This is a genomic window from Pseudoalteromonas sp. T1lg75, assembly GCF_002964705.1.
GTDB lineage: Bacteria > Pseudomonadota > Gammaproteobacteria > Enterobacterales > Alteromonadaceae > Pseudoalteromonas.
In genome coordinates this window covers 80,105-95,215 of the sequence record NZ_PQCD01000005.1, presented here as the reverse complement: position 1 = coordinate 95,215, position 15,111 = coordinate 80,105, and the positions used below count along the sequence as shown (strand labels likewise).

Here is a 15,111-nt window from a genome sequence, read left to right as displayed (position 1 = left end):
AAATGCTCCTTATGAAGATGATGATAAAGAAGTACTGGCCTTCAGGTCAGGCGCAGGAATGTAGGTCAGCCGCAGCACGAAAGGAATCAAGAGCAGTGCCAGAACCCCCAAGGCGCGATAGGCATCCGCCACCGACAGCACCAATGCTTGTTGGCCGACAATGCCCATCAACTGGGACGGCTCAGGCACCGATGAGAGAGAGGACTCAGCTAGCGCGGCATGATCCAGCAACATTTCCCCATGAAAGCGTCCGCGAACCGTCAGGAACTGCCCGACCACGGCACCGCCTATCAATGAGCCGAGAGCACGCAGCGTATTAATGGTTCCCGACACATAAGGACCTTCGCCAGGCCGCACCACGCTGGTGGCGAGAAACAGCATTGATACCACCGCCATGGGCTGGCCGAGTGCCTGCAGCATCTGTACCATCACGAACTGATCCCGATTCCAATCTGGAGTAAGCCAACTGCCCGAGAAACACGCCAGCGCAATCAAAAGCAGGCCAAGGCTGAAGACGAAGCGAGCATCGACCCATTTCTGGTACAGCAAGACCGCTACTACTGAGCCAAAGATCAGTTGTGGCAAGGCGATAATCAAACCAATGGGAGCTATCTGCTGGGGGCGGTAATCCTGTAATGGCCCGAGGTAGTGCATTGGCAACATCACCCCGGAGCTCATGACTACCAGTAGAAAGACAAACAGTGTACAGTTCAGCCCCAGGTTGCGCCGCTCCAGCAATTGCAACTTGATGAACGGAGAAGGGTGGTACCATTCAGTAAGTAGATAGACGCCCAGCAAAGTGAAGCCAGCCACCAATGACACGACAATCAGGGGGGAGTTAAGCCAATCCAGCCGCACTCCCTGATCCAGAGCAACCGCAATAAGGCCCAGCGCAGGCGCACCCAGTGCCAGGCCAACCCAATTGGCTTGCCGGAAACGCCCGGTCTGAATGGCATCCTTCGGCAGCCCCCAGGCAATCAGCCCACCTGCGATAAGGGCCAAGGGTATGATCTGCCAATACACCCAGCGCCAGTCGAGCAGTCCGTCAGTCCAATGCCCAGCCAACCAGATCGACACATTGGGTGCGAAAGTAGCCGTCAGTGCATACAACGCCAGACCATGCAGCCGTATATGGACAGGAAGGAATTTCAATGCCGCCATCATCAGCAAGGGAATCATAGTTCCGCTAGCGACACCTTGCACGAAGCGTAGGGCGAGCAACAGATCGAGACGCTGGATAAAGGGCATCACCAAGGCCAATAATGCGCAGGTGCCAATCATCCACAGCTCAAAGCGCCGTATGGACAGCGTAATGGCAAACCAGGCGGCGAAGGGCATGGCGATGAGCTCACCGGCGGTATACACAGTGGTAAGCCAGGAGGCGCCGTCCAGGCTAAAACCCAACGCCCCTCGCACGTCCGCCAGCGCCAGCGCACCAACGCGGTTGTTCAGCCCCGCCATCATGGCGGCGACAAGAATGCCGACCAGGCCACCAAGCGCGCGCCCGGATGGCTTTGCCGCCACAGCAGGCGAGCTTGCGGGCGGCTGTACTACGACCGTGCTCATTGGTCCGCCTCCAGGGATGACGGCGCAATCGACAGGGCGTCCGGATCCCATCCGCCCCCTAGTGATTTGTAGAGGTTCACCAGCGCTAGGGTGGCGTCGGTGGCATTGTCATTGAGCCGGGATTCGCTCTCCAGCACGTTGCGCTGTGCGGACAGTACTCGCAAATAGTCCACCGCACCCTGCTGGTAGCCTCGCTCGGCGGCATTCAGCGCCTGTATGTTCTGCTCGTAGGACACCTGCAGGTTGGCGTGCTGGCTGCGTTGTGCTGCCCAGGCATCCAAGGCGTTATCCACTTCGTGCCAGGCCTGCAGTACCGTTTGCCGGTAGGCCAGCGCGACGCGCTTTTGTTTCGCCTCATTCAGTGCTAGTCGCTGTTTCAGCCGCCCCCCTTCAAAGATGGGCAGATAAACGGTAGGGCCGACGGAAAAAAAGCGGGAATCCCAACTATCTAGGTCGTCGGATTCAAAGGCTTCTACCCCAATTCGAGCTCCCAGGCCAATGCGGGGATAGAAATCAGCCCTGGCAACGCCGATGGCGGCGGTGGCCGCATGCAGTTCGGCTTCGGCACGCTGAATATCGGGTCGTCGCTGCGCCAGCTCGGATGGAACCCCCATCGGCACCTTGCTCGGCAATGAAGGCAGGGGCATGGCGTTTTTCAACTCGGTGTCGAATGCCCGCGGTTGCTCTCCCAGCAGTAAGGCCAACGCATTCATCAAAGCGTTTCTGTGCTGAATGAGCGCAGGCACCATGCCCTTGACTGTAGCCACTTGCGCACGAGCGGACGCGACCTCAAAGCCGGTGGCTACCCCATTGCGTTCACGGCTTTCGATCAGTTCTAGGGCTCGCTCGGCAATCGCCTGATTTTTCTGCGTAATGTTCAGCTGGGCCTGGGTGCCCCGTAATTGCAGGTAAACACGGGCCACCTCAGCGGACAATGCCACCCGGGTCGCCTCATGGTCGTATACCCTCGCCTCAAGGGCGGCAGTGGCCCCTTCGCGCGCTCGATGAGCTCGCCCCCACAGATCAAGCTCCCAGCTGGCGTCAAATCCGAGTTGCCAGAAACCGGTGGCGCTGGTCGGTGCTCCCAGCGCGGCCAGCCGGCCGTGCTGGCTGAGCCCGCCACGGGAATAGCTCGCATTGCCCGCCGCACCGGGCAACAGCTGGGCCGACGTGATACCCAGCTGTGCGCGGCTTTGCTCTATGCGTTCCGCCGCCATTTGCAGGCCCAGGTTACCGGCCTGGGCTCGTTGCTGCAGTTCGGTTAATATCGGATCATTGAACAGTACCCACCACTGCACAGGCACATTGACTACGGATGTTTCCTGCATATGACGGTAATCATCCCGAGGCGATAACGGCGTTCCCGGCAGACTGTTGCCGGGCTGAACAAAATGGGGGCCGACCGCACAGCCGGCAAGCAGCAGTATACTGAGCGCTACCGTGGATTTACGCAGCGAAGGTAACAACGATTGTGGAGTCATATAAGCTCACCGAACACTTCAGTTCGAACCGATCGGTTCGAACTGGTGGCAAAAAAATAATCCGGGTAACATTGCCCACCAAGAACGATGGGATGCACCAGGATAGCGATACAATTTGCACTGTACCGTACAGTTCGATACAGTGTCAAGAATATACATCATTGCCAAGAGGCCGATTCAGATGCAACAACGCAACCTAACCGAACATGTTTCCCTTTCGGGTGAAACCGAGCTTAGTGGTAAAGCACTCAAGGTTTTGCAGGCTGCTCGAAAGGTATTTCTGGCCCATGGCTTCAGTGCTGCCACCACCGACATGATCCAGCGCGAAGCCGGGGTTTCAAAATCAACGGTATATGCGCACTTCACCAACAAGGAAGCGCTCTTTACCGCCGTGATCAAATCCGAGTGCGCTGCTTTTACCAGAGCCCTGCATAATATCCGCTTTCAGCCGGGGCGACTGAAAGAAACCCTGGGCATACTGGCTCGGACCTATCTGGATGTGGTGCTCTCCCCGTCCGGACTGGCACTATATCGTGTTGCCATTGCCGAAAGCGCCCGCTTTCCTGCTCTGGCACATACATTTTACCGTGCCGGGCCGCAGGTTAGTGCCAGGCTGGTTGCCGATCTGTTAGCCGGTGCCAGCCAGTCCGGTGAAGTAAATTTTGGTGACACCAGTCTGGAGGCCGTCGCCTGTATGTTTGTAAACCTGGTCCGCAGCGAGCTGCAGTTACAGTACCTGACTTACCCGGACAGCCCACCCTCGGCAGCGCAGATAGAGACTTGGGTAACCAATGTAGTGACCCTATTTATGCGTGCCTACGGAGGCGGTGATAAATAAACCAGAATCAACATAAACACTTGATGGCAAAAACTAATTGCTCTGACAGCACCACAGGATCGAGAAGGTAATTGGCAACTTCACGGGAAAATGCGGGGAGTAGGGCCACCGGTCCTTATATCAGGAGCCTGCTGGCGGCGGGTAAATACCAAGCATGTGATAAACCCGGTATAGCCTAATCACGATGTCCGGCTGCAAGCGCACAACTTGCAAACTCAGAGCCTTCAATTTGTGCCGCTAAGCCAGGCTTTGCATGTGCCTCTTGAGATGCATTGTGTGATTATTGTTCTGTAGAAATCAGCCTCACAAACACCCTTTCAGCCCACTTATCAATGTCCTCTGCGGTAATTGCTCCGGGCTTGTCAGACTTTTGGTGTGGAATCCAAGTGTGATTCTCTGCACCGACCAAGTTATCCAAATGCTGCTTCGGCCAGGATAGAGATGCCTTAAGCAACTGCTTTTCCATCTCAAACAAGTGGGGCTCTATGTCGCCGATAGCCTTGGCCAAGATCACTTTTGTCGATAAGGCCTTGCTTGCATCTGAAGTATCGACTTCCAGCAGATAGTACCCTGTGAGGCCTGCTGTAACATGGGCGACCGACATACACCTCGGATTTTGATCAGTTTCCAATATATGCTTTTTGCATTTACCAATATTCGGCAACTTTCTCAGTGGATCGGTGTTGACCTTAAAGCCATATTTATCCCTAAGTAATCCGAGCATTTTTAAGTAGCTCTCGAATTTGTTCAGATACAGGTAAGCATCATCAGTTTGGTCATCAAGATTGTTCCATTCGGCGCTTATCAGACCTCCGTATGGTCCTTGCTCTTCGGTACTGACATCTTTGGAAACTTCACCCTGCTCACCATCGTTCTCGTGGCCTTTCACCGTGGACTTTCTCTTTTTGCTGATCTTCGACGTCTCCACCACACGATTGAACGCAAGCTCAGTCGTGTTTTCTCGAATCATGACCGGCTTGTTTTCCCGGCTTCCTTCCGCCGCGTCATCCACGTTATACCCAGGCGGCCGCTCAAGAGCAGAGCCGGCTACTACACCTTTCCCAGCGACCCGAGTGAAAAACTTGGGACTGTAAAACTCGATATGCTCAGGTAAGTTGGCGGGAATATTTCTTATGCTGGTAACCTCGTAAACCAAGAACGTTTGGCTTTCTGGGTCAAAATTACCTTTCAACTTCAGGCTGGCACCTTCCAGTACTGGAGGTTCGAACTGAAAGGTCCATACTCTGTATTGCCCGTCATCAGCTCCATTACGCAGCTGGTAATTGCCAATACTATCGTATGAACGCCTGGCATCTTCATCCATCAGCAACCAAGCAAGTACCCGGCGATAACCGTAATCATTAAACAGCTCTGCCGGACAATTGCAGGTATCCAGTACGTTGATGATGGCCCTTTCCCACACGTTGTCGTACTCAACTGCAAACTCATTGTTCAATACATCGTGAATTACCGAAGAGCGGGCCAGATAGCCATTGTGAAAAAAGAGCGCCCTCGCCAGTTCGAACTGGGGAAGATAGATCCTGGTACCGTCCGGGTGGTGGAACACGAAACAATATTGCCTGGCTTCCTTATGCAACCGCCGTTCAATGGCCGGGCAGTTCTCAAGTGTGTCAATTCGCCATTCATGATCCGAGGGTACTGAAAAAGTTATCTCGTAATTTTTGCGGTAATAGTCTTTGGTTGGATTGATGATTTTTTTGCGTATCAAAATTGGTGCATTGGAAAGAGAAATCGCATCCTTTCCATGCTCCTTGCTAGGGTAGATGCTTAAGTTGATCCCCCACCTAACTCCGTCCATCCTGCAGAAAAAATCGCCAATCCCGTTGAGCCAGGTATCGTCCTTGAACCCTTTCAGGTAGGTGCTGCTGTTCAAATTTCGAGTACCTCCTCAAGAAATCTACGGGCCAGGTCGGTCAGTCGCTGCTCGCTCAAGCCAGCTCCCCTCAGCACCTGCCAGCGTTTCAGTGGCTCGTCGTCCCGTGTTATGTGTATGACGGTGCAGGTGATTCTTCTTATTTGATATTCGAATATACTTTCACAGTACCGAGCAAAAAACAAACTACACAAAGGTAGCAAATCCAGGTGTTTCTCAACGCTTGCCTTGTGCTCTAATTGATTTAAATACCAGTTCATCGATCGCCTGGGAGCTTCCAGTTGCACCTCGCTCTGCTCTCGAAGATCTATCAGCCTCCTGACCGCTCGCCTGTCCCGCTGAGCCCAACTGACCTTGGGCAGATGCTCATATTCCGGCTTTCTGTGAGCTTCGTTGGTCTTCATTAACCAGTCTCTGTCACGTCGGTAGAGCCAGGCATAGATACTCCCGTATCCATGACTGCGGGCATGCTTGGTGCCATGCTGTGCGACTGCAGCCAGCCATTTGTTTCGGTATTCGTTCAGTTGGGCCTTATCCGTCCCCTTCAACACCCCGTTAACAGCCTTTGCAGCCGGATTAAACCCAACAACGACTCGAAGGACATCAGCCAGCTTCCAGCCTGGCTCCAATAAGGCATGGAGTACAACCAAATGCTCGAGATAGCTGCACGCCTTACGGTGCTTTCGGAACATATTGCGCAACCAGCAGGGTTCACCGCTCTTCGGCAACAGTCTGTACTGGCCAAGCCACTTTTCTCCCCAGAACTCGACGATCCTGTTAGCAACCAAATCGTGGTGGACTTGGGTGCCTCTGTTTAGATGGTTATCAGCCGCCAGGTTTCGATACCACTGGGTCCACTGGCAGAGCTCAGGTACAGCTACGCTCCCAAGATTCAGCAATTCTCTTATGCTGTTGAGCATCAGGTCACTTTGCCAGCTTCCGGGCTGCTGTACGACCGCTGGGCAAGCACTCTCACTGGCGGCCTGGAAAAGATGCCTGTGCATATCGTGACGACGAATATCAGATTCGACCAATAAACCGTGAACCGGACAACTCTCAGCCCCGGCTACCTGCCAGTCTCTCCGCCAGTAGCATTCCCCATACAGGTTGATCTGTTCTTTTATGCAACCTGAGCAGTATCTGAGAAATGCAGGTTGTTTGATCCGAGAAGCCGCAACTCCAGCCGTGAGATGGACCGTACTTTTTCTGTTTGCCATGAGCTCACGGGTCAGGCACCTGCGCCGTTCTTCACCGATAAATGGGGCGTAAAGGGGAAAGAGGGTATGTTCATAAAGCAGGTCGCCCGGCGTGATTCCAACCACTTCAGGATAGAGGTCTGCTATGCGTGTCAGATGACCGGGTAAATCAGGAGTCGCAATAATCTTGGTATCGCCAAACACTTCCTGCAGCAATTCTTTTGGCGACACTATGCCGCTGTGTATCCCGTACCTCGCGATGGTGCTGTACAAAAGCTCGTCGCAATAAGGCAGAGGGAAACCCAGCATGTCACCCTACTTTCTTCAACCAACTCGGCACATCAAACAGCTCTTTGCCGTACATCAAGTCGTCGTAGAGTCGCCCCTTTTCAGCCTGGGAGAATTTGAACCTTAAATCTTCGGAAGGCAGCGTGTGCCAGTTGGCAGGTTTCATCTTCTCGATTTGGGTCTTCTTGGGCTTGGGGGGTTCGGAGTACCACTCCAGTATGATCTTGCTCAATTCCGGCAAGGAAAGATTTGGATGCTGTTTGAAGGCATTTTCGATCAGGGGTTGCAGCAGCACCGATTCACAGCCCATCGCCTGCAGCATGGTATACAACCGTAGTGCCTTATCGTTGCCGCTGAAGGCCGGCTCGATTTCCTTTTCGGCCTGCCGTTCGTCAATCCGCTTCCTCAGCTCAAGAAGGCGTTTGTCCATCGCCGGCAACTGCAGGTCAGAATATTTGACGATAAGCTCAGGATCTCCCCTGCGCAGGGCATCCAGCATGGGGTGCACCGGCTTCAGTTCCTGCTCATACACAGTACGCAGCAGTTTAACGGTTATTCGTTCCAACCCGGTCGATATGGCCCGCATCTGTGCCAGTACAAACAGCTTAACCACGATATCGAGCACGCCCTGTGACAGATCGAACCAGCAATCACGAATTTCTTCGCTCAGTACCTCGTCACGATGAGTCAGCCACTGGTATTGCCAGAGCTTGTCGGTAAAAGCCTGCCATTCGGTTTTTCTTGGCTTGCCGGTCCTGGGATCGACCCTGCCTGGTTCTCGCTGCACCGGCTCCCAGAACAACGAGCCGAATCCGGCGCTGCGCCTGCCGGCCTGCAGTTCCATTTCAAATATGGATCTGGCCTTGGGCGTGCCGACCATGATCACGGGAACACCGATCACATTTACCAGAGCAACAAAAAACTCCAGCATGGCTTCCTTGCTGATCGAACGCTTCAGCGTCAGTCGCTGTATTTCGTCGATGACCAGAACACCCAGCGCCCGCTGTGTTGCCACCTGCCCCATCAGTGATAAGAGCACTTCGGTGCTGTGGCGTTTGCGAGCATACTTCTCCTCGTAGCCGGTACTGAGTGTACGATCAACCTCGCGGAAAAAGTTCAGGCACAGACTCTTCAGCGAACCGTCAGACGGACACTCGATTCTCAGATAGGTCAGTTGAACAAAATTGTATTCTTGGTGGTAAATGGCCTGCGGGTAGGTTGCCAGGATCCGGTTGATGGTCGAGCTCTTACCGCTGCCGGAACAACCGATCAACGACAGACTTTTGGCGGTAGAATTCGATTGAGCGAAGCGAAAGTCGTTTGTAGCACCGGACATGATGCGCTGGTAGCCTTCCTGCATCCTCTTATTCAACGAGCCGTCAGCTATGTTGCGGCCCACATAACCGCCGCGGATCATCACCGATATTTTCTCTTCCAGCTGCTTATGGATCGACAAAGGCTGGAAGAAATCGTCAAGCAGTGCACTGATCTGGTGGGCACGAAGATGCCCTTTTTCATAGCAATCCTGTGGGTTGAATGTGAGCTTGCCGGTCAGCTTAACCTTAAGAGCCTGCAGATCCATGATGGGCGGAAGGGCCTCGATTAACGGATTACCACGATAACGATCGAGACCCGGGTCGATGTAAACGGCATCAACAAAGTTTTCTGGCAAAGGCATCAGTCGTCCTCAAACAATTCGTCGATGTAATCCGGATAATCCAGATCCGGTTCGGATTCGGAAATATGAATAACCTTTCCTGAAGGCTGGTTTTTATCCGTATCTGAGCGATACGCCTTCTCGGCCCGCTCCCTCTCCTTTTCCTTGCGTTTATTTTCGTTAATGTCCCTGATCCGCTGAGCATTGGAGATGCCGGATGTATCAGGTGCCGCCTTTTCAGCATGAGCGATTTTGTCGATGACAAATTCCTCGTGCTGTCGCTTTTTAGACCCCGAAAGCACTTTGGCCTTGGCCATCGTTTTCTTCTGTTCGTCTCTGATCTGCCAGACATCCCAGAACGAAGCGCCCCGAAACTCCCGGGATATATCAGCCAGGTTGCAAGTCCAGTACTTGATGCTGCCCTTTTCCGGGAAAAGATAGATTTGATCGGCCACCATAGGATCGTAGGCAGCTTCAATACTCGCAGGCCGTTTAACACCCCTGCCCCGGTGCAACCAGCCCTGCTGCAACAGCTCCGATGAGGTGTAATAGATACCGAACATACAGGCCCCTTTATCCGAGATGGTAGCCCTTTGTCGCGGTAACAGGGCCACACGCAGGGCATCCGGATCAACCTGATGCAAACGTCCGGTTCTGTGCTGCAAGCCCCAGTTCCACAGGTGAATAGGGGTGGAGGGCAAATCCGCAGGCATGTCAGCGTCCCGGTCGTACTCCTCCAAGACGGCGTATTGGTTGTGGCAGAGCACGGACGACAAGATAATCTGAGCGAACTCCCTTACTGTCAGCTTGGCATCCAGCCGGTAATCCTTTCCGCCTCGCTTTTTTACCTTGGTGCCGGATACAAAACCGGGAACGAAAGGACCGAAAGACGCCTGTATCGCCTTGAAATTTCGCTCCACTATACCTTTGGCGTCGCCCCGGTAAGGCGGCGTATTTTCTATTCTGACCGTAAAATTGCTTTCCAGGCTTTCTATCTGATGCCCCAGCAGTTCACCTCTGTCTGCTAGGATGGCATCCGGAAGTCCCACACACGGCCAGTCCTCCAGAGTAATATCGAACTCCAGATTCCTGCAATGGCTCGTTTTATCAGTCACTGCCATATACAGGGCTTGCATGGCAGCTACATAGGAAGGGGCCTCGAATCCGATGTAGAAGCCGGCCACCATACGGCTGAATACGTCAATCACCATATAGACCACGGGCCGTCCAACGATGTTTCCCCGTTCGCTATCAGAAACCACATAAATATCGGCAATGGTGGCGTCGATTTCGTAGCGGGATCCAGGCCCAAGCACCTGGGTATTCGCCGTACCGTGCAAAGGCCTGATGTCCTTGTTGTACTCAATGTTCGACACGCGCTTGCTAAGCGTTTCCGTCTGGCAATATTCGCGTTTGTAGAAGTGCATCATCTGCCAATTGCTGGGCAACTCTTCTTCCGGAACATCCGGAAAATAGTTGCGATACAAGGTCTGAAAGCGGCGATAAGCATAGGGAAAAGAGTGTCCCTTATCCTTCAGCAGGTATCTGTCTATGGCCATACGGAACAAGCGTTCAGTAAACTCATCAACTTTGGCTCCGACCCCCGGCATGTCTCTGCGAGGACGCCCCAGTTTCTTGTCTTTGGCAATCCGTCGCTTACCCTTGCCCCCCGAGTGCTTGTAGTCAGGCAACAGAGCATTCGGCATCTGTCCCCGCTGCCAGTATCGCCGGGCTAGCCGGTACAGCGTTTGCTTGGTAGAGCCTTTTTCGGCAAGAATGCTGTTGATCACTTTGCCCCGGCTTTTCGGCTCAAAAAAATCGGGCAGCTCAAGCAAAGGCTTGATCAGAGCATAGTTACTATCCCGTTTGGTTCTGGCAATACTGCCCTCCTGCGGGGATTCAAAGGCAAGCTCCTTGTAAGGGTCTTCCGTACGCTGCAGATTCTCCAGCTCTATGGCTTCTACCAGCTCACCGACCGACGTGATCTCGGGAAAGGCCGAATCATCGTCTATGTCAATCCAGACCAGATGCTCGCCGAGCAGTTGAAGCACACGGTAACGGCGTTCACCGATCTGTAGCACCTCATTGATTCGAAACAAGATACACCTCCCGGATAAATCCCAGATCTCCGGCTTTCAAGTCCTTCGCTTTAAGCTTGGTGGTAGGAATAAAGATATCGAAGGTGAAATAGCGCTTGGCCAACAACCGCCTCACCTCGTAAAGCGATTCGCCAAGTGGCAAGCTGTAGGCTGCATCCAGTTCCTTACAGATAGCGAGTACTGTCTTGTTCGGGTTCCTTTCGAAGTGATGGGCGTAGAACTCGATCTGCTGCAACGTCAGCTCTTCATCCTCTTCTTCCTCCCGCTGTGCCTGATAGAGCCACTTGATGGTTTGAGTCACCACGGCTGGCACATCTGCTTCCGTGACCAGATACCAGGGCAAGGCCTTCCCCTTCCAATATCGGCGCTCCAGTTCCAGCTTTTCCACCGTTCGAACATCGTTAAGCGCCTCTCGGTATTTCGCCTGCAGCACAAACCTGGACTCTTTTTCGTCGGCCGAGTCCACCAGAAAGTCCGACGACATATACTGATCGACTCCCGCTATACACGGGTGCTTTATTCCGGCCTCAATGGCCAGCTGACGGGTAACATCTCTTTCAAGGGGAAACTGCTCGCGGACCTGGGTAATTTCGCTGTGCCATTCCAGAAGCAGAAAGACGGAAAGTTCGAGATCGGATAACAGGTGGTGAGTACGCCTGGATTTGTGGCCGAAGACGCGATGGACCCGCCCCAGGGAAGGCAGATCCCTAACCGTCAGCCAGGGTTTGTAGTCAGCATGCTGGCCGCTGCCTCGACCTTCTTTTATCCACCTTGCAAACAAGGCTTCAGTAGATCTCTTATTGTGTGACGCCATGAAAAAAACCGCCGGACTTTGCTCATTAATCGAGCATAGAATCGGCGGTTTCAGTATGCAACTTTATTTCTCAGTATGATACTTTAATACTTAGTATGATACTTTATTACTATCCCACAAAAAAAAAGCGCTTCCGCGCCTTTTTTACTCTACGGTAACCGACTTGGCCAGGTTACGAGGCTGGTCGACGTCCGTGCCCTTAATGACGGCTACATAGTAAGACAGTAGCTGTAATGGGATGGTGTAGACCACAGGGGCAATCACGTTTTCAACATGATTGACGTTGATCACGCGCATGGTGTCGTCAGACTCAAAATGTGAATCCTTATCCGCGAACACATAGATGATGCCGCCACGAGCGCGCACTTCTTCCACGTTAGATTTCAGCTTCTCCAACAACTCGTTGTTTGGCGCCACTACAATGATCGGCATATCCGCATCGATTAACGCCAATGGGCCGTGCTTCAACTCACCCGCCGCATAGGCTTCGGCGTGAATGTAAGAGATCTCTTTGAGTTTCAGCGCCCCTTCCATGGCGATGGGGTACTGAGAGCCACGACCAAGGAACAGCGAGTGATGCTTGTCGGCGAATTCTTCCGCCAGGGCTTCGATGCCGTCGGCAAGCAAGAGTGCTTCTTCCAACTTGTTTGGCAAGGTCTTAATGGCGTTAACGATTTCCGCCTGGTTTAGGCCCTTTTCCTGGGCAATCGATGCGGTTAGCATCAATAAGCCAACAAGTTGTGTGGTGAAGGCCTTGGTTGAGGCCACGCCGATCTCGGCGCCGGCCTTGGTCATAAAGGCCAAGTCAGATTCACGCACCAATGACGAGCCAGGTACGTTACAGATAGTCATAGAGCCCATGTAGCCCTGCTCTTTGGCCAGGCGCAAGGCGGCCAGGGTATCGGCCGTTTCACCAGATTGAGAAATGGTTACCAGCAGGCTGTTCGGGTGCACAAACGACTCGCGATAACGGAACTCGGAAGCAATCTCGACATTACAGCTGACGCCGGCAAACTGCTCAAGCCAGTAACGGGCCACCATGCCCGAGTGGTAAGAGGTACCACAGGCGATGATCTGCACGTGCTGCACGTCTTTAAAGATTTGCGTGGCGCTGTCGCCAAAGGCATCAACGGCTACGCGGTCGTCTTGTAAACGGCCTTCCAGGGTGTTGCGCACCGCCATCGGTTGTTCGTAAATTTCTTTGAGCATGTAGTGCCGATATTCGCCCTTGCCCGAGGCGTCCTGAGTGATGTTTGACTCCACCACCTCACGCTCCACCGGCTCGCCGTTCAGGTCGAAAATCTCGACGCTGTCACGGGTAATACGCGCCACATCGCCTTCTTCCAGGAAAATAAAGCTACGAGTTACAGGCAACAGGGCCAGCTGATCGGAGGCGATAAAGTTCTCGCCCAGACCCAGACCAATTACCAGCGGGCTACCTGAGCGGGCAACGATGATTTCATTGTCGTTGGCCTTGTCGAATACCACGGTACCGTAGGCGCCTTCAAGCTGCTTAACCGCGGCTTGGACCGCGCTTAACAAAGTATCGTGTTGCTGGCGTAGCTGGTGGATCAGGTGCACCATGACCTCGGTATCGGTTTCCGATAGGAAGGTGTAACCATCGCCCTTCAACGCTTCGCGCAGGCTGCTATGGTTTTCAATGATGCCGTTGTGTACCAAAGCCAGTTCATTGTTCGACAAATGCGGGTGCGCATTGGCTTCGGTTACACCACCGTGGGTGGCCCAACGAGTATGAGCGATACCGGTAGTGCCGGATACACCGGCATCGTTTAAGGCGCTCTCAAGCATGGCAACCTTGCCCACGGCTTTAACGCTGTTTAGGGTACTGCCTTGCAACAAGGCCACACCGGCCGAGTCATAGCCACGGTATTCAAGGCGCTTTAAACCTTCAACTAAAATCTTGTTTACTGGGCGCTCTGCAACGGCACCAACTATTCCACACATAAATTCTCCATTTGCACGTATGTGTTATCTTTTTGCCCGATGTTGTCGATCGGGCTTATTCGTTTACCTCGGCACAGATCACCTGCACGCCATGGGCGCTGATTTCCCGGCGCAACTCGGGCGCCAGGTTGCTGTCGGTGATCAGGGTGCTGACCTGTTGCCAAGGCAGTTCTAAATTCGGGATACGGCGACCGATTTTTTCCGACTCCACCAGCACCACCACGTCGCGAGCGGCCTCGGCCATCACCTGGCTTAAACCGATCAGCTCATTGAATGTGGTGGTTCCACGGGAAACATCGATACCATCGGCGCCTATAAACAGGGTATCGAAATCGTAAGAGCGCAGTACCTGCTCGGCCACCTGGCCCTGAAAGGATTCCGAATGCGGGTCCCAGGTACCACCCGTCATCAGCAGGGTGGGCTCATTCTCCAACGCCAGTAACCGGCTGGCCACATTGATGGCATTGGTCATCACCACCAGGCCGCGTTTAGAAGCCAGCTCGGGGATCATCGCCGCCGTGGTGCGACCGCTATCGATAATAATGCGGTGGTGATCTTTAATCAGCTGCGCCGCCGCCTTAGCGATGGCACGCTTACGGGCCGAGTCTTGCGACTCGCTGCCGGCGACGATTTCTTTCGGCAGCGCGATGGCGCCACCATAACGGCGCAATAGCAGACCGCTTTGCTCTAACGAGGCTAAGTCCTTTCGAATCGTAACTTCTGAGGTATGTAACTGCTCCGCCAAGGCTTCAACCGACACTTCACCCAGCTCATTAACTTGGTTAAGTATGGTGTGGCGGCGCTGTTGAGTGTTACGTTTGGTCATTTAGTAATAAATAAGTTTCGATTCGAAAGATGCGCATTATAGTCGAAACTTTAGGCAAAGCTCAATTGCTAAATTGTTACTAAAGCGCGGACATTGACGCCATTGGTTAAGAGACCGATGAATGTCCGCACCTTACTTTAGGAAGGGGCTAAGTGAGATGGCGTATCTCAAGATCGGCAATATGCTCTTCCAAGCCGTCATTTGGCCCCAGCTCTTCATAAGCCGACTGCATCTTCAACAGCGCCTGGGTGGCACCGAGCGCCGATAACGCCCGCTCTGCTTCACGCAGCGAATTAAAGGACTTGGTGACATCCTGCTGGTCGACCAACATATGGTAATTACCCAGGGTATCTATCACCCCGGCCAAATAATGATTGGCATCGGCATAGCTGAGGATAATGGCACGGTAATGGCTGTCTGCGAGGGCAGCTTTCAATAGATTGGCTTGCATGGTGTTGCTCCTAAGAAGTGCTCACCTATATTAAAC

The 15,111-nt window shown here is 53.4% G+C and carries 11 protein-coding genes; 1 reads left to right on the top strand and 10 read right to left on the bottom strand.

Going from position 1 to position 15,111, the window contains the following annotated elements; translation table 11 throughout:
* Positions 1-9: 9 nt before the first annotated feature.
* Positions 10-1,566 (bottom strand): MFS transporter, encoded by a 1,557-nt coding sequence (locus C2M36_RS01475; protein WP_105188711.1) that lies wholly within the window; start codon positions 1,564-1,566, stop codon positions 10-12.
* Positions 1,563-3,047, bottom strand: a complete 1,485-nt coding sequence (locus C2M36_RS01470) for an efflux transporter outer membrane subunit (RefSeq protein WP_105188712.1) — start codon at positions 3,045-3,047, stop codon at positions 1,563-1,565. Before C2M36_RS01470 ends, C2M36_RS01475 begins: the two co-directional genes overlap by 4 nt.
* 181 nt (positions 3,048-3,228) lie before the next feature.
* On the opposite strand from C2M36_RS01470, the gene C2M36_RS01465 reads away from it, so the two are divergent.
* The gene (locus C2M36_RS01465; protein WP_105188713.1) at positions 3,229-3,885 is read left to right on the top strand and encodes a TetR/AcrR family transcriptional regulator; all 657 of its coding nucleotides are present in this window, start codon (positions 3,229-3,231) and stop codon (positions 3,883-3,885) included.
* Positions 3,886-4,165: 280 nt separating this feature from the next.
* Here C2M36_RS01465 and C2M36_RS01460 read toward each other — a convergent pair whose 3' ends face one another.
* From C2M36_RS01460 to C2M36_RS01425, 8 genes are all read right to left on the bottom strand, one after another.
* Positions 4,166-5,779, bottom strand: coding sequence for a Tn7-like element transposition protein TnsE (locus C2M36_RS01460; RefSeq protein WP_105188714.1), 1,614 nt, complete (start codon positions 5,777-5,779; stop codon positions 4,166-4,168).
* On the bottom strand, positions 5,776-7,284 hold the full coding sequence (locus C2M36_RS01455; RefSeq protein WP_105188715.1) for a TnsD family Tn7-like transposition protein: 1,509 nt from the start codon (positions 7,282-7,284) through the stop codon (positions 5,776-5,778). Before C2M36_RS01455 ends, C2M36_RS01460 begins: the two co-directional genes overlap by 4 nt.
* Before the next feature lies 1 nt (position 7,285).
* Positions 7,286-8,941 carry an AAA family ATPase gene (locus C2M36_RS01450; RefSeq protein WP_105188716.1) on the bottom strand — a complete coding sequence of 552 codons (1,656 nt, stop codon included), beginning with the start codon at positions 8,939-8,941 and terminating at the stop codon, positions 7,286-7,288.
* Entirely contained in the window at positions 8,941-11,019 is a 2,079-nt protein-coding gene (locus C2M36_RS01445; RefSeq protein WP_105188717.1) for a DDE-type integrase/transposase/recombinase, read from the bottom strand. Before C2M36_RS01445 ends, C2M36_RS01450 begins: the two co-directional genes overlap by 1 nt.
* Entirely contained in the window at positions 11,003-11,833 is an 831-nt protein-coding gene (locus tag C2M36_RS01440; RefSeq protein WP_105188718.1) for a TnsA endonuclease C-terminal domain-containing protein, read from the bottom strand. The genes C2M36_RS01445 and C2M36_RS01440 overlap by 17 nt, the downstream gene beginning before the upstream one ends.
* Positions 11,834-11,977: 144 nt before the next feature.
* Positions 11,978-13,798, bottom strand: a complete 1,821-nt coding sequence (gene glmS, locus C2M36_RS01435; protein WP_105253402.1) for a glutamine--fructose-6-phosphate transaminase (isomerizing) — start codon at positions 13,796-13,798, stop codon at positions 11,978-11,980.
* 55 nt (positions 13,799-13,853) lie between these two features.
* Entirely contained in the window at positions 13,854-14,624 is a 771-nt protein-coding gene (locus C2M36_RS01430; RefSeq protein ID WP_105253401.1) for a DeoR/GlpR family DNA-binding transcription regulator, read from the bottom strand.
* A 148-nt stretch (positions 14,625-14,772) separates the two neighbouring features.
* Complete coding sequence (locus C2M36_RS01425; RefSeq protein ID WP_105253400.1) at positions 14,773-15,075, bottom strand: DUF6482 family protein; 303 nt, start codon at positions 15,073-15,075, stop codon at positions 14,773-14,775.
* Between the last annotated feature and the right edge of the window lie 36 nt (positions 15,076-15,111).